Genomic DNA, 20790 nt, shown 5'->3' on the forward strand with positions numbered 1-20790 from the left:
TATTAAACTCAAAATGCCAATCAGGAGGCCACTACCATGAGAATGAAACTATTCTCCGCAGCCACCGTGGAAGAAGCCATGGAAAAAATGCGGGCAGAATTAGGCTCGGATGCGGTAATACTCTCTACCCGCAATGAACCTGGTTGTGTGGAAGTGAGAGCCGCAGTTGAGCGCGCACCGAATGCACGTTTCGCGACACCAATTTTCTCCGAAACACGGCCAACCTTCGACCATACAACACGTGACCGCATCCGCGATGTCATGAATTGGCATGGTGCACCTAGTGGGTTTACTGACATAGTCACCAATGCTGGCCTTAAATTAATGGGCAATACAGCAGATGCTGGTCCAGCAATGGCAGCTGGACTTGAAGGCGTCTTGTCTTTTTCTCCAATTCATTCAGATACGCGTAAATCAATTCTTCTCGTGGGCGCTCCTGGTTGTGGTAAAACATCTACAGCCGCAAAACTTGCCGCTGTTACCCGCAATTCCCCCCTTGGATTAAAAGCGACGTCTGCTGATTTTGATGCAGCAGGTGGTCACGCTAGATTGTCAGCTTATGTTGGCCGCCCAGATGTTGGTTTGTTTAAATCTCCTGAAGCACTCCAAAAACATCTGGCAGCGAGAACGCCATCAGAGCGCAAACTCGTGATAGATGGTCCAGCATTTAACCCAGTTGATAGCAATGAAATCGCCCGCCTTCGCAACCTTCTCTACAATGTAGATGTCGAACCAATTTTAGTTATGTCCGCAGAAGGACATCCTGAAGATCTGGAAGATAATGCACGTGCTTTCGCAAGTGTTGGTGTTAGAAGGGCAATTTTAACTAAATTAGATGTAGTAAGACGTAGAGGTGGTGCTTTTGCTGCAATTTCTTCATCGCGGTTAAGCATCGCTCAACTAAGTTTGACGCATTCTATATCAAATGGGCTAATTCCAGCGACACCTTTGCGAATCGCAAGGCTACTCCTAGAAACCGCCCCAGATAATGGATCAGGATCTAACATGTCATATAGAGGAGCTGCATAATGTCGTTCTCTGGCAAAAAATCAGGACACATGTCCTCAGCGCCCCGCATTGCGCCAGCTCAGATCTTGGCTGTTGCTTCAGGAAAAGGCGGCGTGGGTAAGACTTGGCTGTCTACAACTCTCGCTGCTTCCTTTGCAAAAGCAGGAAAAAGAACTCTCCTCATTGATGGCGATTTTGGTTGTGCAAATGTTGATGTTCAATTGGGTATCGCACCTGACACCGACTTAGCCGCTGTTATGGCTGGATGGGTAGAACTTGACGATGCTGTAACCCCAGTTAATGGCGGCGCAGGCACTCAAGGTGGATTTGATGTCCTACCCGGTCGTTCAGGTTCAGGTGTATTGGCCGAACTTCCAAAAGACGATGCAGCAAGACTTGCAGCAGGTCTCACAACATTAGCCATGCAATATGATATGGTACTTGTTGATCTTGCAGCCGGTATTGATGCTAACGTTATGCGCCTAGCAAGGGCTGCCGACCGTGCCCTCGTCGTCGCCAATGACGAACCCACATCAATGACAGATGCATATGCATTTATCAAAGTGCTTCGTGGATACGCACCAAGCGTCACACCTTGGATTGCAGTCAACATGGCAGATACTCGCGTTGCTGGGCGTCGTACATATGAAGCCTTGGCCCGTGCAAGTCAGACTTTCCTTGGCTTCCGTCCACCATTGGCTGGTATTGTTCTTCGTGACTCTAAAGTCCGCGAAGCTATCCGTACACAGAAGACACTTCTATCAATTTACCCCAATGCTCAGGCAGCTATTGATGCTGAACAAATTGCGGAAGCAATTTTACGCGGTGGAGCTGATTCAATCGCCGAAGCAAGTTAGTTTTAAAAGATAGACAAAAGAAAAACCGCTCTTAACAGAGCGGTTTTTTTATCTTTATTGTTCAGTGATGCAATTATTAAAATAAGAGTAAATACTGTTCATACAATTCAACAGCTCAATCTAACATAGAAATTAAACATAATAATATAGATTGTACTCCTAAACTTAGGGGTAAACCGTGTTGATTACAAAAATAGTATCACAATTTCAGATACGTGAAGACGAGCCGGAAATAAACCGCGCTCGCTACGATGCTATCAAAAGACAACTACCTGTAGGATACTTGCTGCTTACTTTTGCTAGCTTCGGCATGAGTTTCACACATATGCATCTACTTCCTGCATATACACTTTTTCCCGTCGCTTTTCTGTTCTTGATAATTGCTTGCGTTCGCGCACCAGAAGCATTCAAAAATAAAGGATCTATTCTGACGGACAAGCAAATAGTTTCTCGACTAAAACTGTCTGTAAAACTATCTCCCGTTATCGGATTACTTGTTTTTTGCTGGAGCACCTATTTATTTGAGGCTGGCGATGGTGGATTACGTGGCTTAGTCCTACTCTTCACTGGCGTAACTGTTGTGGGTGGTGCAATGACACTACTGGCCGTTCCACAAGCAGCTAAAGCTATGCTGCTATCCAACATCCCATTAACTGTGATTTATCTGTTGATACAGCAAGACCCAGTATATATGGCATCAGCTCTAAATTTGGCTATGGTTGCCGGTGTCCTACATCTAGCAATTTTGAGCCAAGATAAAAGTCTTACAGATATTGTTCGTCATCAAGCTGCGCTGCTTGGCCAGAGTAAACGCCTAGCGCATTTGAATTCAAAAACAATGAGACTTGCAAATACGGACCCGCTCACAAAATTACCAAACCGTCGTAGCTTTTTTCAAACTCTTGATGACACAATAGAAGATTACCAAGAAACAAACCAAGAATTTGTTTTGGCCCTCCTTGACCTGGATGGATTTAAACCAGTCAACGATGTTTTTGGCCATTCAGCAGGAGATCATCTGCTAAAGTCCACAGCTCGACGCCTATCAAAACGTATAGGAGAAAATGTTATCGTTGGCCGCTTAGGTGGAGATGAGTTTGGTTTGCTCTTCTTAAAGCCGGACGATGACCAAACGATGTTAAAAAGAGCTGCGGACATCTGCAACACCCTTCGGGAACCTTTCAAATTAGAGGAAGGCACAGCAAATATCGGCGGAACAATAGGATTAGCGCGTTTCCCACGTGCAGGTGATGCACGCTCCACATTATTCGACCGCGCAGATTATGCTCTATGCTATGCAAAACAACACTCTAAAGGTGTACCAATATTTTTCTCAGAGCAGCATGAAGATTCAATAAGAGATGCCTTAGCACTAGAAAAAGGCCTTACAGAAGCCAATTTAGAACAAGAATTATATGTCGAATTTCAACCGATTATAGATACAAGCCAAAACCGTGTCGCCGGTTTTGAAGCCCTAGCACGTTGGTATAACCCAGTTCTCGGCCAAGTCTCACCTGTAGATTTTATCACAACGGCAGAGCAAGCTGGCAGTATCCGAGTTTTAACCAACATTTTGTTGAAGCGCGCACTGGAAAGCATGCAAGATTGGCCTGAAGATATCTATATGGCATTCAACCTTTCAGCTGTGCTTTTATCATCCCCCACTTGTTTGCAACGCCTCATTTCTATTGTTGAAGAAGCTGGGATTGCGCCATCTCGTATTGTCTTTGAAATAACAGAAACCATGATTATGCAGGATTATGACCGAGTCATTGAATCTCTGCACTATATCCGCAAACAAGGCTTCTCACTCGCACTTGATGATTTTGGGACAGGGTATTCAAGTCTCAGCTATGTGCAGAAAATGCCAATCACCCGTCTTAAAATCGACCGTGCATTTATCAAGGATATGGCCAAAAAGCCTGCTGATCGCAACATCGTCCGTACGATTGCTGACTTATGTCGCAACCTCAATCTCGATTGTGTTGTTGAAGGTGTCGAAACAGAAAGACAATTACAGCTCGTGACAGACCTGGACCTGCATTACATTCAAGGCTATTATTTTAGCCGACCACTCGCTCCGACAGCTGCTTTAGCGTTTGCTCAATTTATGAATTCAAACACAGAAACAGCAGATCAGTTGCCTCCCCCCAGAGATATCTCATTTAACTGGAGTGGTATAAACGAAAATACCCTATCACCGCAAAACCTTCACATGAAGAAACAGCAAAAGTCTTAAGCGCGCCGCGTTAATGCAGCTTCATCTAGCTGAGCCTGCTCTTTGGTATTTAAATCTTGCTTCGCCCTAAAGTCATACTTAGCTTCCAAATTCTCTAATTTGGATTTTTCTTGGTAAGCAAGGATCAGTCTTTCCCTAACGTGGGAAATACTCTGCTCGATTTCAGCAATCTTTGCTTCAATCCGCTCATTCTCCCATTTTTGACGTGCAATATATGCGGGCATGCTACCCAACATATTCAAGTCAAGCTCATCTTCTGCCATGGCTTGCTCAACATCCATCTTCGCTTGACCGCTGGCCTTCTTCATTCTCAATTCTTCAATATGCGCCTGTGATTTTGCGATTTCCACAGCAATCATATCAATATTTCTTTGGGCAAGTTTTATGAGTGTCGGAAGAGATTTCATACAAATATTTCTGAGCTAAAATTACAAAAAATAGGTAAAGGTATTGCGTTTAATTGCCGCCTAATTGACGTGCGAGAGATGCCCGATTTTCACTCCGGCGCTCTCCCCCTTGCGCTGCCATCGCAGCTTCTGCGGCATGAATATGTGGATTTGGTGCCGCTTCAGCATTCATTCCCAAAACCTGAGCCAGCATCGCAAATGTTTCCTCAGGAGGAGAATTTTCATTCACATGCTGCGTCAATATTTTTTCTATATCAGGAGATAACTGCACAGCCCGGTCCACTTCTGGGTCTGCCCCGCGCGCATATGCACCAATCCGCACCAATTCTTCCATATCAGAATAAAGCGACATCAACCGGCGAGCCTGCCTCGCAATTTCTGCTGTTTCTGGCGTATAAAGATGGCTTGCCAATCGTGACAAAGATTTAAGCACATCTATCGCGGGATAGCGCCCTCTCTCTGCAATTTTACGATCCATCACAATATGCCCATCGAGAATACCACGTACGGCATCAGCGACCGGCTCATTGTGATCATCGCCATCCACAAGCACAGTGAATAAACCCGTTATTTGGCCTTGAGGCTGTCCAGCTGGTACGATTTTCCCCGGCCCCGCTCTCTCTAATAATTTAGGAAGTTCAGAAAAAACAGATGGCGTATACCCTTTGGTCGTTGGCGGTTCACCTGCGGCCAACCCAATCTCTCTTTGCGCCATCGCAAAACGGGTTACGGAATCCAGCAAACACAACACTTTATAACCTTGGTCTCTAAAATGTTCAGCAACCGCCATTGTCATCCATGCCGCCCGTCTACGGCGCGGCGCAGTTTCATCCGATGTAGCAGACACAACAACAGAACGCGCCAAACCTTCAATTCCTAGTGTGTCTTCAACAAATTCTCTTACCTCACGGCCACGTTCACCGATCAAGCCAATCACCACGACATCAGCTTGTGCATTCCTTGCCAGCATCGACATCAAAGTTGATTTACCCACACCCGATCCAGCAAAGAGGCCCATACGCTGTCCCACTGCACATGGTGCAAAGCCATCAAGTGCTCGCACTCCTAATGACATCGGCTCAGAAACCCGCGCTCTTGAGTGCGCAGCAGGTGGCACAGCCTTAATTTGCCGCGAAATTGAGCCTTGCGCTAATGGTAAACCACCATCAACTGGCGCACCAAAAGCATCAACAACGCGGCCCAACCAAGAATTTGACACCCTAACAATTGCATCATCTGCAGAAAAACACACTGCAGCCCCTGGGCGCAAACCATCTACATCATCACATGCGAGGAAAACGGCGCGCTCACCTTCAAATCCGACTAGCTCACCACGCGGGCCTTCCTTGTTTCCAAAGCGAGCATAAGCACCTAAGCGCAATGCTTCAGCAGGTCCAGTCGCTTCGATTCGCAAGCCTTCAACAGCCACAACTCGACCCTCAAACATTTGTTTTTCAATATTTTTAATATCTTTGATAGCCTGTTGAAGCACGTGTTCTGAACCCTCACCGAGTCGCTTTATGTCAAGATATGACAAGCGAAATTTTCTAACTTTTCTGACTCGGCAGAATGTGCCCATTGCACTAAGCATGAGTTAACGAAAGCGATTCTCTTAGGAAATTTTACAAAAAATAAGTGGAATTTTTTCACAACTTTACGTGCTTTAATTAAGGTATCGCAAAGAGGTGTGAAGACGCGTTAACTATTCTTAAAGAGTTAATATGCTTGATTGTTAATGGTTAATACGTTGATATAAACGGAAGTGATTCGGGAGAGCCTTATGCGGGTCTTGTTGATAGAAGACGATGATGCGGTTGCACGCAGCATTGACCTAATGTTGAAAGCCGCTGGCTTTAACATCTACATAACGGATTTGGGGGAAGAAGGCGTAGACCTAGGTAAGGTTTATGAATACGACCTCATAATTCTAGATTTATCATTGCCAGACATTTCTGGTTATGAAGTTTTGAAACAGCTGCGCATGTCGCGCATCAATACACCTGTATTGATCTTGTCAGGTAACCCTGACATCGAAGCTAAAGTCAAAACTCTTGGTTATGGGGCGGATGATTACCTCACAAAACCATTCAACAAAGACGAGCTTATCGCTCGTATCACGGCAATCGTACGCCGCTCTAAAGGCCACGCTGAAAGTGTTATCCGCACCGGCGATATCCTTGTGAACCTCGATGCCAAAACAGTTGAAGTTAAGAACCAACGCGTTCACTTGACTGGTAAAGAATATCAAATGTTCGAGCTTTTATCTCTGCGCAAGGGTACAACCCTGACAAAAGAGATGTTCCTAAACCACCTTTACGGCGGCATGGACGAGCCAGAACTGAAAATTATCGATGTGTTCATTTGTAAGCTTCGTAAAAAGCTACAAAAAGCAACAGGCGGTGACCACTTCATCGAAACTGTTTGGGGCCGTGGTTACGTTCTTCGTGACCCATCACCTCAAATTGCTGTAGACGCAGCTTAAGCTGCAACTGCATCAAACTTAATTCTCCCATTTTGGGATAATGGCATAGACCGAATAACTAAACCCGCCTAGCGCAAGCTGAGCGGGTTTTTTGTTTCTATAACGCTAAAAACATAGCCTATTTAGGGCTTCATTTTGGATATGACCGATTGCTCACGCGCTGCAATTGTTAAAGTCTCACCATGACTAATTTGCTGATGATGCGCAGACAATGATTTGGCGTTAATAGCTGCTATGGCTTGATCAAGAAGATCGCCACGGCAAGCCAGCTCCAATTTATATGGATGAAAATAAGTCCGATCACGGCAAGCACGTTTTGCAGTCCTTCTAAGGTCAACATAATTGGCTTCTGCGGAAATGTTCGGATTATAGGAAAACTCAATTTCTTCAGTCACTTCTGCTTTGGCGCTGAGTGTAAAACACGCAAAAGCAGCGGTAAGAGCCAATATATTTTGAAATTTATTCATCGTTTTTCTCCATGCGAATTTTCTTGACACTTTTGATATTGATATTCACCTTTGCTATAACAATGTGAGAAAAACGAATGATCCCATCCATTATTGGATAGATAACGATGAAAAATATAGACTGGTCTCTCCTGCAATCATTCGTAAACGTCTGCGAATATGGCTCTTTCTCAGCTGCGGCTCGTGCAACAAATGGCAGCCAAGCTACGCTAAGTCGCCACATCACTATGCTGGAACAACAACTTGAAACCCGTCTCTTTGACCGTTTAGTGAGCGGCGTTGAACTAACGACAAAAGGCATTGATGTCCTCCGACACGCTTCAAACATGGCCGATGCAGCGGGTCAGTTGTCAATGGCGACAGAAGGAGAAGACCAGGCCATATCAGGCACTGTTCGGGTAACAGCTGCAACTATGACAGCAACCTATATTCTTCCAGAGATCATTAGCGAACTGCGTATTGAAGAACCTATGATAGATATTGAACTTGTCGCGTCAAACAGGACTGAAAACCTTGTTCGCCGAGAAGCTGATATCGCCATTAGAATGGCAACCCCTACTCAAGAAAATCTCTTTGCGCGCAAACTAGGAGACATGGAATTTGGTCTGTATGGTGCCAAAGAATACCTAAACCGACACCCAGCTCCACAAACAGGAGAAGACTTACTTTCCCATAATGTGGTGGGGTTTGATACAAAAGACATTGCTCTCCTGATTACTGCCATGAAAAAACATGGGATCGACGTCGATCGGGAATTTTTTACCTTCAGAAGCGATGATCACGTCGTGTGCTGGAAAATGGTAGTTGCTGGGTATGGACTAGGTATCATTCAACGCAAAATTGGTGATGCTGAACCCTTGGTTTCCCGCATAGATTTACCCAACACCATGGCGCGATTACCCATCTGGCTCATCGCGCATTCAGAATTAAAGACCAACCTTCGTGTGCGACGGGTTTTTGATTTTCTCGCCAAGAAAATCACGGACAAGTTATAATAATTAATACAAAATCAAAACACTAACTTATAAACAGAGCAGCATACCGCCCCGGTTTTCTATCTGCTTATTCCAATCAATTTCACATAATTCCATCTTGAACCTGCTGAACATAGACTTTTCGATGAATTGAGCGTTAACTATTCACCTTGGGACAAGGGGAAATGGACATATGCTAAATTCACGTACAAAACTGTTAGGCATCGCGTTAAGCGCGCTTGGTGCAACGTCTTGCGTATTCTTCAATACAGATGACAACACGCATGAACAAAAACCCTTTATAGAACCTCTCATACTCTCACAAAGCCAATGCTCTGGTGGCCCGCAAAAAACGACCCAATCATCACAAGATACACTGCTGGAAACATCAATAAGCTTCGACTTTGCTAAGCCTTTCCCACTTCCAAACAATATTGCCAAAATTTTCCACTATCCCATATCCACATCCAATAAAGATGCACAGCACTGGTTTGATACTGGGTTAGCGCATATGGCAAACTTCAATCACGACGAAGCAATTGCCGCTTTTCGCAAAGCACAAGAAATCGATGCAAACTGCGCCATGTGCTATTGGGGCGAAGGCCTATCCTTTGGCAGCAATATCAATGCACCTTTCGATGCAAAGCGCGGTGCCGCCGGCTTGATCGCAGTTCAAAAAGCGCAAACACTGGCAAATAGTGCCTCAAATCGTGAAGCCGCTCTTATTGGAGCTTTAGCGACGCGCTATTCAAAATTGGAAGACGGCAAAACAGTAGAAAACGCAGAAACCTACGCAAAAGCCATGCATACCGTTGCGCAAGATTATGCAGATGACAAAACAATTCTCACACTTGCCGCCGAAGCCAATATGGACACGCAGCCTTGGGATTATTGGGAAGCTGGTGCACGCACTCCTAAAGGGCGCACAGAACAAACGCTTGAGCTTCTTGAAACAGCCCTTTCAATAGATCCTGAATTTGCGCCGTCTATCCACCTTTACATTCACACAACCGAAGCCTCGGTTAACCCGTTTCGTGCTGAAAAATATGCAGACACTTTAGCACAGCAAAACCTTGGCGTCGGGCATCTCGTGCATATGCCATCCCATACCTATTTACGATTAGGTCATTGGAAAAAATCAAATGATGCCAACATAGATGCGATAGCTGCGGATGAAGCCTATATTGCCAACAGTAAAAACGGCATGGCTTATGCCCAATCCTACTACCCCCATAATGTTCATTTCCTCGTCGCAAATGCTCAGCTAGGCGGCGATGCCTCAACAGCTCTGCAAATGGCAGACAAGCTAAAACAACTCGTCAAATTAGATCCAGATACTTTATCTCCATTCGGTGAGCACATCGCTGCAGCACCTATTTTTACAGCGCTCCAATTTGATGATTCCGACGCAGTCATGACGGCAGAAAAGCCTGCTGCCGCTCAGCTCTATCTACTAACAGCTTGGCATTATGCGCGCGGCACATCTCTATTGCGCCAAGGTGATAAAACCGCCGCCAAGGCCGAACTTGCAGCATTAAGTAACCTGACAGACAAAACTCAAATCGTTGATTATGAAGCCTTTGGACTGCCAATGTCCGGCGTGATTGAAGTTGCGCGCCTAACGCTTGCAGGGCGCGTTTCCGCATCCGATGGTGATCTTACAAAAGCAATTAACAAGCTAGATGAAGCTGCCGACATTCACGACCAACTTTCCTATATGGAACCGACATGGTGGCATTACCCCACGCGGCAGACACTTGGCGCAATGCTCATTCAAGATGGTCAGTTTGACCGCGCCGAAAGAGAATTTTACAGAACGCTGATCAAATCACCCAACAATGCCTATGCCTTATTTGGGCTAGCTGAAGCCTTCAAAGCACAAAAGGATACAATATCTGAGACTTATGCACGCCATCTCTTTGATGACGCATGGATCGGCGAATCCGGAAAAACACCTGATATCTCAGACCTTTAATCGCCCGTTTTACTTGCAAGCCGATATGAGCGCCGTTAGCGGAGGAAGCCCCTCCGCCGCACACTCAGGCTAATCAAGCTTTACAGTCTAAAACCGCGAAAAAAGATTTTCCATAAGCTTGAGCGCCAATTCATCATGATCTGAAATCGTGCCAGAAAGCATTAGGTTAAATTGCTGATCATCAATTTCCGCCCAAAGCGCGGTATCACCTGCATAGCTATCATTTGCCGGACGCGTCAAAATAACAGCGCGATCACCTAAATCTGCGATTTCTTCTCCGCCCAGCTCAAGCATTCTGTTTAAATCAGTGTCGCCCTGCTTATAGCGCGCAAAAGTTACGCTCTTAGCAGTCGTGCCATATCCTGCATTCCATTTACAACCAGCCGCGCCATATGCCGAGCTATATAAGCCACTATCAGCATCTGCACTGATCAAATTTGCAATACTTTCATCCGACCAAATTGAACAAAAATCAATCGCAGGCTTAATCTCACGCATTTGCTTGTCTATGCTGGGAGCCGTTGGCAATTTTGCAGCAATCTCTTCAGCCGTCGCCGTCAACAACTCAGCATTCGTGTCCATGCCGGTTATAAAAATCATAACCAGCTTATCATCCTGCTCAAACCCCATCGCATAGGCTAGTTCTTTGTCCCAAGCTGTGTCGTATAATATCGCAGCATTTTGCCCAGGCCCGGCCTGCTCTTTGATAACTGGCGGCGTTTCAAGATTATATTTGCGATCTTGAAGCGGTGTCGCACTTGTCTTTGGTTCTACAGAGACTTGCACCGAAAAGCCCGCATTCTTAGACCATAAACACAACTCATTAGACACTTCTCTACGCAGTAGCTCATGGTTTGTTTTTGCGGTTGCTATGGCTGTACTGTCTGACAAGAAAGGACAAGGCACCGTCTCTACAACTGTCTCGCTAACAAGGCCAAACAATGCCTCGCGCTCCAATGGTGCCTGCGTCAAACTAAAGTCAACCTTTGCCTCAGCCTCTTCATTTTCAGGTGAGAGTGATGAAGGTGCCTGCTTAGACGATTGCTCTGCTGGAGCAGAAGCGACACCATCCGATGCGCTATCATTGCCGCAAGCCCCAACGCTTAAACCAGCGACTAACGCTCCGCAAAGCCACACATTTTTATTAATCATCAGCTATCTCCCCACTTTCGCTATATTGTGTATAGCCGGAAAACAGGCAGATGAACACTTCGCTTTTTATGAGCTTAAATTCATCGAAAATCTAAACTCGCGCCGCCAACATCCGCATCAGCCTTTCATTTAGCTCGCGCTGCTCTGCTTTGGCCTTCAGCTTGGCACCGTCAGAAAACTGCGCGTAGAAACGAACACGGCGAGAGTTTTTGATCGCAGCCGCCGCCGCGACACCGCCAATCACCGAATTAGCCCAAGTCACAATCGCTTTTTGTCCCCAGACAAATTCCGGCAACATGAAATTTGCGCCCGCTCCCGGCAGGCCAGCAAGCCCAGACGCCAACACAGCCTTCGTCCAATCGCTAGACTTATCCCACCAGCGTATCCACCAGCTATCACGAATTTGAACGGCAACAATCTCTTCTAGGCGGTAGTTTACAGCTCTAAGCTTCCCCCCTTCACCGACATATAATTGCATACCGGAACGCACAAATTTGGCTTTCGGGTGAGGAAGAAAATCTCCGCCTATAACTTCAATTTTCAAGAATTTCCTCCTTACTCATGAGTAGGAGAATACAAAACGCTACTTGCGCTTTTCAATCAAGAGGTTTGCTTGATATCGGCTGTTTATTCTGCTTCACAAATCGCCACCAAAATCCCAAAGCAACAGCGTTAAAAATCAGAGCTGTGATAATGGTTGGCAATATAGCTGCATCCCCAACATCTTGCCATAATAGTATACTCACAATCAGCTTGAGAACACCGCCAAGATTAGCGACCAACACACCCGTCCAGAAACTTCGTCGCCATAACGCCGCAGCTAACAATCCTAGAAACACCACGACAAGAACCACAAAACCGATAAATCCAAATAGAGACAGCGCCTCAAGCATTTGCCGTTCGCTCTCTAAAAATTCCACCACATATGGCTTTGGGTTCTCAGGTGCGGGAAACACTATTGCGCTCAATGGAAAGAAAAGCCCCAGCGCAATCAACAAAACAGGGCGACGAAACCAAGCTGCAGCACAAAAGGCTATGATGATCAAAGGACGGATATACCAACTCCACTCATTATGGTGTCGTGCCCACGCCCAATCTATCAAGTCAGGAAGAAAGTCCATTTCCGTCCCTATCAAACAAGTTTAGAACGCGCGACTTCAAGCTGAAGGCGCTTAATCTCTTTCATCAGAGCGAACCGATTAAGATGATTATACAGTCATGCACAGGAAGAAAAAGGTTCAAAAAAAGTTTGAACTTACATAAAACTATATGGCTCAATATCCAGCGACACGCGCACTGAACTAGACAATTTTATACGCTCACGCCACGCAGATAAATAAGCTGAAAGGTCCACATTTCGGTTTGCGCGTATCAGCATACGACGGCGATGACGCCCACGCAAAACCGCAATCGGTGCCGGTGCTGGCCCCCAAATATCCACACCATCCGCATTGGGCGCACCGCGCACAAATGTTGCCGCTGCATCATCAGCCGCAAGTGAATTTTCTGCCGAAATCACAACAGCAGCCAAACGTCCAAATGGCGGAAAGCCCAACTCTTCGCGTGATTTCATTTCCAATTCCATGAACCAATCACGATCATTAGCTAGCAATGCCTGAATGCTTGGAGAATCTGGCGCATAGGTCTGGATGATGGCGCGACCGGGTTTATCCGCCCGTCCAGCGCGCCCAGACACCTGTGAAAGCAATTGAAAAGTGCGTTCACCCGCGCGCAAATCAGAGCCTTGCCCGCCTTTAAGTCCGGAATCAGCATCCACTGCGCCAACCAATGTCAGATTTGGGAAGTTATGCCCTTTGGCCGCTATCTGCGTTCCAATCAAAATATCAACTTCACCCTGCTCCATGCGTGAAATTATGCCATTCAATTCTTCAGGGTTTCGGGCCGTATCCGATGAGAACACTTCAACCCGCGCACCTTGAAACAACCCGCGCACTTCTTCAGCCAAACGCTCCACCCCCGGCCCAACGCCCATCAGCGAATCCGCCGCGCCGCAATGGGGACAATTCACCGGCTTCTTCATGGAAAAACCCGTAAGGTGACACACCAGCATTCCCGTATAGCGATGTTCGGTCAGCCAACTTTCAGTGTCCGGCGCTTTAAGACGTTCACCACATCCTTTACAGATCACCAAAGGCGCATAACCACGACGGTTGAGATATAATAACGATTGCTCTCCCGCATCCAGATTTTGCTCAAGCGCATCCACAAGCAAAGGCGAAAGCCAACAATCTTTCGCTGGTGGATTTTCCTTCATATCCGCCAATAAAATTTCCGGCAGCACCGCCGCTCCCGGCCGCGCTAAAAGTTTGATATGCTGATAACGCCCCTGATAAGCATTCGCCAATGTCTCAAGCGATGGCGTAGCAGACGCAAGCACAACAGTTGCCGAACCGAGATGCGCGCGCATAACAGATAGATCCCGCCCCTGATAGACTGCCCCCTCATCTTGTTTATAAGAACCATCATGTTCTTCATCGACAATGATCAAACGTAAATTCTGAAACGGCAAAAACAACGCCGATCGCGCACCCACCACAATCTGCGCACGTCCAGCCCCCACTTCACGCCAAACACGGCGACGCTCTTTTTGTGTTGCATTAGAATGCCATTCTGCGGGCGCTGCCCCAAAGCGATTTTCAAAACGCTCTCTGACAGCTTGGGTCAATGCGATCTCAGGCAGCAAAACCAATATTTGAGCATCAGGCTCTGTTCGAAGCGCTTCGGCAATAGCTTCAAAATAGACTTCTGTTTTACCCGACCCCGTCACACCATCCAGCAATATTGGCTTAAATTCTTTGCTGCGCACCGCCTCACATAATGCATCAGCACCCGCTTGCTGTTCATCCGTCAGGTCAAAGCCTTTAAGCTCAGAATTAGGTTTGCCAAACGGCTTATCAATGGGCGCTTCATGTTGCGCTAAAGCACCACTATCCACCAAACCTTTGACAACACCAGTTGAGACATCAGCTTGGCGCGCAAGTTCTGCGGCAGTCATGCCCTGATCCGCACTTTGCGGCGCAATATCCAAAACTTTCTGCCGCGCCGGTGTTATACGAGGCAATTCACTTTTCGTGCGATACACATAGGTTTCAGTTGGAGACGGCAATAATGCATCACGCGATCGCAAACACATTGCCAACATATTGCCCATTGGCGTGCAGGTGTATTTTGAAGATCGCTCCACAAAATCGCGCGTCACTTGCGGCATTAATGGCGCAGCTTCCAGCACCTCTTCAACATATTTTAAAGGCCGTTTTGATGGTCCTTGTTTTAATCCCCAGACAACCCCTGTCACAGACCGCGCTCCCAGAGGCACAGTGACAAAAGCGCCAACTTCAACTTTCATATCTTCATGCAAACGATAGTCGAATGCTTCGGGCAGAGGCATTGGCAACAACACGCTGGCGATCTGATATTCAGGACCGAGCTGAAATTCTGTTTCGGGAAAAAGACTCATATCCGTGTTTTCGCCTGTTGATGAAGCCGCGACAAGCACCATTCGCATTTTTCCAACAGAAAACCTGCACCCATTCGACAGCGCGTCCACACTGAATTAACTTCAACACGGCACAATATCGGTATGGACAACACAAATTCTACACACGCACACACACATTCACATGCCCCGAACACAGCTTCGCAGGCGCTATATGCCTTCGTGGAACACCTCACCCACGAACGAAGAATGTCTGAACACACTATAGACGGCTATCGCCGCGATGTGGGAAATTTCCTCGGGTTTTTAGTCAACCATTTAGGCGGCGAAGCGCACGTCAATGACCTTGTCAATCTAACACCCAGTGATGTGCGCGCTTGGCTTGCATTTCGCCGCGCCAATGATGATTTACAGGCCACATCTATCAGCCGCGCCTTATCAGCTGTACGCGCATTTTTTAAATATCTAGATCGCCAGTTGGACAAACCTAATGCTCGCATCCAGATGGTCAAAGCTCCCAAACGTCCGCAACGCCTGCCTCGCCCAGTCTCGCAAGAGATTGCAAAAAACCTTTTAAAAGAGGTTGAAAATCAAGATGTTGAGCCATGGATTGCTGCACGAGATGCCGCCATGGTCGCGCTCATGTATGGTGCTGGACTTCGTATTTCAGAAGCGCTTTCCTTAACCGATGCCGATGTTCCAGCAAGAGATATTTTACGCATTCAAGGTAAAGGAAATAAGGTACGTCTTGTTCCGCTTATCCCTGCAGTACGCGATGCGCTCAATGTATATTATGAAAAGCGCCCATTTTTAAGCGATGAAGAAGGCCCGCTATTTCGCGGGGTAAAAGGCAAGAAACTCAATCCTCGCATTATTCAAAAACTCATTGAAAAACTGCGTATTAGCATGGGTTTACCAGATACAGCCACCCCCCATGCTCTGCGCCACTCATTTGCCACACACCTACTTGCCAATGGGGCAGACCTGCGCTCAATCCAGACTTTACTTGGACATGCCAGCCTATCATCAACCCAAATATATACAGGCGTGGAAGCTGACAGATTGAAAGCCATACACAAAGCAGCCCATCCTCGCGCTTAGCAAGAATGGGCTGAATTTATTGTATTTTTAGTCGCTAAAACTTAGCGAGCAAAGCTTGGTTTACGGCGCGGTTTGCCATCAGATGGTCCACTGCGTTTAGCTCCATTGCCACTAGGTTTCTTAGGCGAGCTAAAACCACCATCATTGCGGCGGAAATCGGGTCCATCTTCAGACCGTGGACCACGTTTCTTGAAACGGTTTCCATTACCTTCACCATCAGCACGGTTAGAACCGCCGCCTTTGCCTGGGTATGTTGGACGCTCAGAACGCCCGCGTGGTGTTTGCTTGCGCTCACCATCGGCAGACTTTTTCTTATTCCAAGTGCGCTCTCCGCCCTCAGAACGGCCGCCCTCAGAACGGCCACCTTCTTTGCGATCATTACCCCATGAACGACCATCAGCAGCGCGTGTTTTATCATAGTTTGTACGAGGACGCGGGTTTGATCCCTCATAGCCACGACTTGGAGGACGCTCACCTGCCATACGTTCGTCACGGTTGGGAGGTCTACGATCACCACCATCACGGCCTTGGTATCCACCACGATTTTCATCACGTCCACCTTCACGGCGTCCTTGATAGCCACCGCGACCTTCGTTGCGACCACCTTCAGAATGGCCTTGATAACCTCCACGACCTTCACCACGGCCACCTTCAGTGCGACCTTGATATCCGCCACGACCTTCACCACGGCCACCTTCAGAACGACCTTGATAACCGCCACGGCCTTCTTCACGACCACCTTCACGGCGACCTTGGTATCCACCACGGCCTTCGCTACGGTTATCACGGCGTCCTTCTGATCTACCTTCAGAACGCTCACCTTCAGGACGTTCGCGTCGTGCGAAACGGTCATCACGGTTTGGACGCTCTTGACGTTCCCCACCTTCAGACCGTTTAAAGCGATCTTGACGGCCTTCATAGCGAGGCTCTGAACTTGCTTCAGCACGGAATGGACGTTCTTCACGTTGAGGGCGATCTTCACGCTGAGGACGATCATCACGCCCTTTATAACCGCCGCCATCACGACCACCACGACCTTCTGAGCGACCACGACCACCATCACGACCGCCACGTCCGCCATCGCGACCACCACGGCCACCGTCACGACCGCCGCGTCCACCATCGCGTCCACCACGTGCACCATCTCTGCCGCCGCGTCCACGTGGACGCTCTTCAATTACAGGAGTGGCATTTGCAGTGATTTCTTCAGCTTGGTCGATAAATCCTTCTGGAAGATCCACGATAGGAATTTTCATACGGATTTGACGTTGAATATCAAGCAAGTATTTCTTTTCGTCACGAGACACAAAAGAAATCGCTTTACCTTCACGCCCTGCACGCGCAGTCCGCCCAATACGGTGAACATATTGTTCAGGTACGTTTGGAATTTCATAGTTGAACACGTGCGATACGCCCGGGACATCAATACCACGCGCTGCAATATCAGTTGCCACAAGCACTTTTGAATCACCATTACGAAATGCATTCAATGCGCGTTCACGCTGAGCTTGAGATTTGTTTCCGTGGATAGCACCACAACGGATACCAGCATTCATCAATTTAGAAACAACTTTGTCTGCACCATGTTTGGTACGCGTAAACACCAATGCACGGTCAATTGATTCATCTTGTAAGTTCACAAGAAGCAATGGACCTTTTTGCGCTTGGTTCACGTGAGACATAGTCTGTGTCACGCGCTCAGCAGTTGTAGACTCTTGAGCAATCGACACTTTTTTCGGGTTTGTCAAAAATTGGTTTGCCAGCCCTGACACGTTTGATGGCATTGTCGCAGAAAAGAACAATGTTTGACGTTCTTTTGGAACAGCAGCAGCAATACGGCGCAATGGGTGAATAAACCCAAGATCAAGCATTTGGTCTGCTTCATCAAGAACAAGTTTCTCGACGTAAGAAAGATCAACAGCGCCCTGCTCCATCAAGTCAATCAAACGACCCGGTGTTGCAACCAAAACGTCTGCACCGCGGTGTAGGTCACGCATTTGTTTACGAATAGGAACACCACCGAAAACTTTCAGTACGCGCAATGAAAGACATTGGCCATATTTGCTGAATGCTTCAGCAATCTGGCTCGCAAGTTCACGCGTTGGCGCAATAACAAGACAACGCACAGCACCAGGGCCGGGCATGTCTGGAAGTTTACAAAGGTGGTGAAGAAGCGGCAAAGCAAAAGCTGCTGTTTTACCTGTACCTGTTTGAGCGATACCTAGAATATCGCCGCCTTCCATAACCAATGGAATAGCTTGTGCTTGAATTGGAGTCGGTGTTTCGTAGCCTTCTTTATCCAAGGCTTTAAGGACTGGACTAGCCAGATCAAAATCAGAAAATTTTGTCACGATTTACTTTCGCATACATGTGAACGCAAAATATAATCAGGCCCCTTTCTCATCAGAAAGGCGCACGGGCGCTCGTTAAAGAGACGACCCGCGTGAATTGGGGCGTTTGTGGAATGTGCGTCTCAGGGGGCCAGCTCAAGTGCGGATTTCTCCCGCGCGTGCTTCACGCTGCCAGTCTTACCCATGCGTTTTGTGGAAACGCATCGCAGTCGGCCGTATGCTAGACTTCATCAGATAAGTCAAGTGGGATGCTGCCATGCAATTGTGCAAAGACGAAACAACACCTGACTTCGATTTGATCTAACAAGTAGTTATTTTTTCGAAGATGTTTCCAATACTGAGAGAAATTCTTCTGAAAATGGCTTGCGCCACACTTCAGGACTTCCATCCGTTTGGGCCGGTTCTACAGCTAGAATGTCTGCAATCATGCCGTGAACGTTGACGTTCTCAAACACATCAATTGTTTCACCAGATTTAAACGCTGGACCCGCTGCAATGAAGGTCGCATGCATATCCCTTAACGTGTTTAAATATCCATGATTACCTTTAGGGCTTGCTGTCCAACCGCGTTCCTTTGCTTTGACTTCAGCATTTCGCGTTGTCACAAACCAGTCGGGATCTATTGTCACCATGATCGGCGGAGTTCTATCATGCGGTGCTGAACCTTCAGGTCTGTGTGTGTAGACCTCTTCGCCAAGCCAAGCCGTCATGTGCGGATGAGCGTTTTGCAATTGAGCAAGTAACATTGGTGTATCGTTGGCATTTAATGGCCAAATCGCTGCAAATGGCCCTAAATCAAGATTACGTTCCCGCACCAATGACACGTCAATATAATCATCAAGATAGATTTTCTTTTCCAAATCAACATTCAACATGCCGTGATCTGATACGATGATTATATTTGTTTCTTCTAGTATCTCACGCTCTTTTAAGCCATCCAGAAGCTTGCCAACCATACCATCCATTCGTGAAATAGCGGCTTTTTCTTCTGGCGAGTCAACGCCAAAACGATGTGCGTTCACGTCAATATCGTCATGATAAAGCGTAATAAAATGAGGGCGAGCATCGCCTGCGCGGTCCAAATGCTCCAAAACCATATTAACACGTTCATGTGGAAATTTCGTCATTAAGCTGGAATAGGCTATCGAATATGTCGGACCAATTTCATTGATACTGGCTTCGGACCCAACCCAACCAGCAGTGGCGGTACGCACGCCTTGTGATTCAAGTATATTCCAAATTGGAACACCGTCATCCCACCATTTTTCAACGGATGAACTATCATTGGTAAAGGTCTCGTCAAAAACTGGATCATAAGGACGGTTGACTAGAAAGCCGTGATTTTCAGGATGCAATCCAGTCGCTAAAGCATAAAAATTAGGAAATGTCTTGGAAGGAAAAACGGGTTGCATCCCCTTGGCCCGCACGCCTCGCTTTACCAAACTATCAATATTGGGAGTATCGGCTCTATCTACACCATCCCACCTCAAGCCATCTAAACCAATCAAAATGACAGTTGAACGCTCTGAGTGAGCATTTTCATAACCATCAACCACCTCTGATATTGATGTCGTATTTTGAGGAGTTGTCGTACAAGTCGCTAACCCCAAAAAGAGAATAGCTAATAAACTTGAGAACCTAAATTGATGTGGCATGAATCACCTAAGAATTAAAAATTACATGAAACAGTAATTCCACCCCGTGACATGGTGATGACATGGCTCGCACTGAATGCAATTTAAACATGCTGATCGATTAAAATGGGATTACCGTCAGGATCGATTACAATAAAGCTGGCTGGACCAGTCGTCGTTTCATCAGCTTGCGTCGTTAATTCCACCCCATTCTTCTTCAGATCTTTCTGAATATCGCGAACGTCAGTGAATGTCTGAAGTGTGTTGGTTTCGGCATCCCAACCTGGGTTAAAGGTCAGCATATTTTTATCAAACATACCTTCAAATATGCCAATAATCGTCTGGCCATTTTTTAAAATCAACCAGCCTTGATCCTCATGCCCTCCATACACCTCAAACCCTATTTTCTCATAGAAAGTTTTAGATATTTGAAGGTCTTTTACCGTCAAACTTAATGAGAACAAACCCAATTCCATGCCCAATCTCCTTCTGTGATAATTAACCATACACAATTTCTAGGAGATAGAAACAACCTCAAACTTTGAAGACGCAGGTTGACCATTCCTATCGCGAATTATAAGCACACCAAATGATCTATTATTCATCCCCTTCAGTCATCTGGAAGCTGCTCCTGATATAGGAGCGGTCGACTAGCGTGTCTGTTGTCGGCTGTGGAACATCCACGA

17 protein-coding genes are annotated in these 20790 nt (G+C 46.8%); 7 read left to right on the forward strand and 10 right to left on the reverse strand.

Annotation, left to right across the window (positions count from 1 at the left end; genetic code table 11):
* Positions 1 to 36: 36 nt before the first annotated feature.
* From HBAL_RS11175 to HBAL_RS11185, 3 genes are all read left to right on the forward strand, one after another.
* The gene (locus tag HBAL_RS11175) at positions 37 to 1029 is read left to right on the forward strand and encodes a flagellar biosynthesis protein FlhF (RefSeq protein WP_015828047.1); all 993 of its coding nucleotides are present in this window, start codon (positions 37 to 39) and stop codon (positions 1027 to 1029) included.
* Entirely contained in the window at positions 1029 to 1865 is an 837-nt protein-coding gene (locus HBAL_RS11180; protein ID WP_015828048.1) for a nucleotide-binding protein, read from the forward strand. The genes HBAL_RS11175 and HBAL_RS11180 overlap by 1 nt, the downstream gene beginning before the upstream one ends.
* A gap of 178 nt (positions 1866 to 2043) precedes the next feature.
* Positions 2044 to 4104: a putative bifunctional diguanylate cyclase/phosphodiesterase gene (locus tag HBAL_RS11185; protein ID WP_015828049.1), complete on the forward strand. Its 2061-nt coding sequence runs from the start codon at positions 2044 to 2046 to the stop codon at positions 4102 to 4104.
* Here the strand turns inward: HBAL_RS11185 and HBAL_RS11190 are convergent.
* Together HBAL_RS11190 and fliI are read right to left on the reverse strand one after the other, a co-directional pair.
* Positions 4101 to 4511 (reverse strand): hypothetical protein, encoded by a 411-nt coding sequence (locus tag HBAL_RS11190; protein WP_015828050.1) that lies wholly within the window; start codon positions 4509 to 4511, stop codon positions 4101 to 4103. The two genes, HBAL_RS11185 and HBAL_RS11190, sit on opposite strands and share 4 nt — an antisense overlap.
* Positions 4512 to 4560: 49 nt before the next feature.
* Entirely contained in the window at positions 4561 to 6003 is a 1443-nt protein-coding gene (fliI, locus tag HBAL_RS11195; protein ID WP_041302245.1) for a flagellar protein export ATPase FliI, read from the reverse strand.
* 288 nt (positions 6004 to 6291) lie between these two features.
* Between fliI and ctrA the strand changes: the two genes are divergently transcribed.
* The gene (gene ctrA, locus HBAL_RS11200; protein ID WP_015828052.1) at positions 6292 to 6993 is read left to right on the forward strand and encodes a response regulator transcription factor CtrA; all 702 of its coding nucleotides are present in this window, start codon (positions 6292 to 6294) and stop codon (positions 6991 to 6993) included.
* 122 nt (positions 6994 to 7115) lie between these two features.
* Here the strand turns inward: ctrA and HBAL_RS11205 are convergent, their stop codons facing one another.
* Positions 7116 to 7460, reverse strand: coding sequence for a hypothetical protein (locus HBAL_RS11205; RefSeq protein ID WP_015828053.1), 345 nt, complete (start codon positions 7458 to 7460; stop codon positions 7116 to 7118).
* Between the two features lie 107 nt (positions 7461 to 7567).
* Here HBAL_RS11205 and HBAL_RS11210 point away from each other — a divergent pair, with 107 nt between their 5' ends.
* Together HBAL_RS11210 and HBAL_RS11215 are read left to right on the forward strand one after the other, a co-directional pair.
* Positions 7568 to 8455: a LysR family transcriptional regulator gene (locus HBAL_RS11210; RefSeq protein WP_015828054.1), complete on the forward strand. Its 888-nt coding sequence runs from the start codon at positions 7568 to 7570 to the stop codon at positions 8453 to 8455.
* A gap of 172 nt (positions 8456 to 8627) precedes the next feature.
* On the forward strand, positions 8628 to 10409 hold the full coding sequence (locus tag HBAL_RS11215; RefSeq protein WP_015828055.1) for a tetratricopeptide repeat protein: 1782 nt from the start codon (positions 8628 to 8630) through the stop codon (positions 10407 to 10409).
* 87 nt (positions 10410 to 10496) lie between these two features.
* Here HBAL_RS11215 and HBAL_RS11220 read toward each other — a convergent pair whose 3' ends face one another.
* From HBAL_RS11220 to HBAL_RS11235, 4 genes are all read right to left on the reverse strand, one after another.
* Positions 10497 to 11561 carry a hypothetical protein gene (locus tag HBAL_RS11220; protein ID WP_015828056.1) on the reverse strand — a complete coding sequence of 355 codons (1065 nt, stop codon included), beginning with the start codon at positions 11559 to 11561 and terminating at the stop codon, positions 10497 to 10499.
* A 91-nt stretch (positions 11562 to 11652) separates the two neighbouring features.
* On the reverse strand, positions 11653 to 12105 hold the full coding sequence (locus HBAL_RS11225) for a hypothetical protein (RefSeq protein WP_015828057.1): 453 nt from the start codon (positions 12103 to 12105) through the stop codon (positions 11653 to 11655).
* Between the two features lie 52 nt (positions 12106 to 12157).
* On the reverse strand, positions 12158 to 12682 hold the full coding sequence (locus HBAL_RS16390; protein WP_015828058.1) for a hypothetical protein: 525 nt from the start codon (positions 12680 to 12682) through the stop codon (positions 12158 to 12160).
* Positions 12683 to 12816: 134 nt separating this feature from the next.
* Entirely contained in the window at positions 12817 to 15039 is a 2223-nt protein-coding gene (locus tag HBAL_RS11235) for a primosomal protein N' (RefSeq protein WP_015828059.1), read from the reverse strand.
* Positions 15040 to 15162: 123 nt separating this feature from the next.
* Between HBAL_RS11235 and HBAL_RS11240 the strand changes: the two genes are divergently transcribed.
* The gene (locus HBAL_RS11240) at positions 15163 to 16119 is read left to right on the forward strand and encodes a tyrosine recombinase XerC (protein WP_015828060.1); all 957 of its coding nucleotides are present in this window, start codon (positions 15163 to 15165) and stop codon (positions 16117 to 16119) included.
* Positions 16120 to 16160: 41 nt separating this feature from the next.
* Here the strand turns inward: HBAL_RS11240 and HBAL_RS11245 are convergent, their stop codons facing one another.
* The 3 genes from HBAL_RS11245 to HBAL_RS11255 form a co-directional block, all read right to left on the reverse strand.
* A complete protein-coding gene (locus HBAL_RS11245) occupies positions 16161 to 18470 on the reverse strand; it encodes a DEAD/DEAH box helicase (protein WP_015828061.1) in 2310 nt (769 codons plus the stop codon).
* A gap of 311 nt (positions 18471 to 18781) precedes the next feature.
* Positions 18782 to 20125 carry an alkaline phosphatase family protein gene (locus HBAL_RS11250; protein WP_015828062.1) on the reverse strand — a complete coding sequence of 448 codons (1344 nt, stop codon included), beginning with the start codon at positions 20123 to 20125 and terminating at the stop codon, positions 18782 to 18784.
* Between the two features lie 83 nt (positions 20126 to 20208).
* The gene (locus HBAL_RS11255) at positions 20209 to 20580 is read right to left on the reverse strand and encodes a VOC family protein (RefSeq protein WP_015828063.1); all 372 of its coding nucleotides are present in this window, start codon (positions 20578 to 20580) and stop codon (positions 20209 to 20211) included.
* Between the last annotated feature and the right edge of the window lie 210 nt (positions 20581 to 20790).

This window comes from Hirschia baltica ATCC 49814, from assembly GCF_000023785.1.
Lineage (GTDB): Bacteria > Pseudomonadota > Alphaproteobacteria > Caulobacterales > Hyphomonadaceae > Hirschia > Hirschia baltica.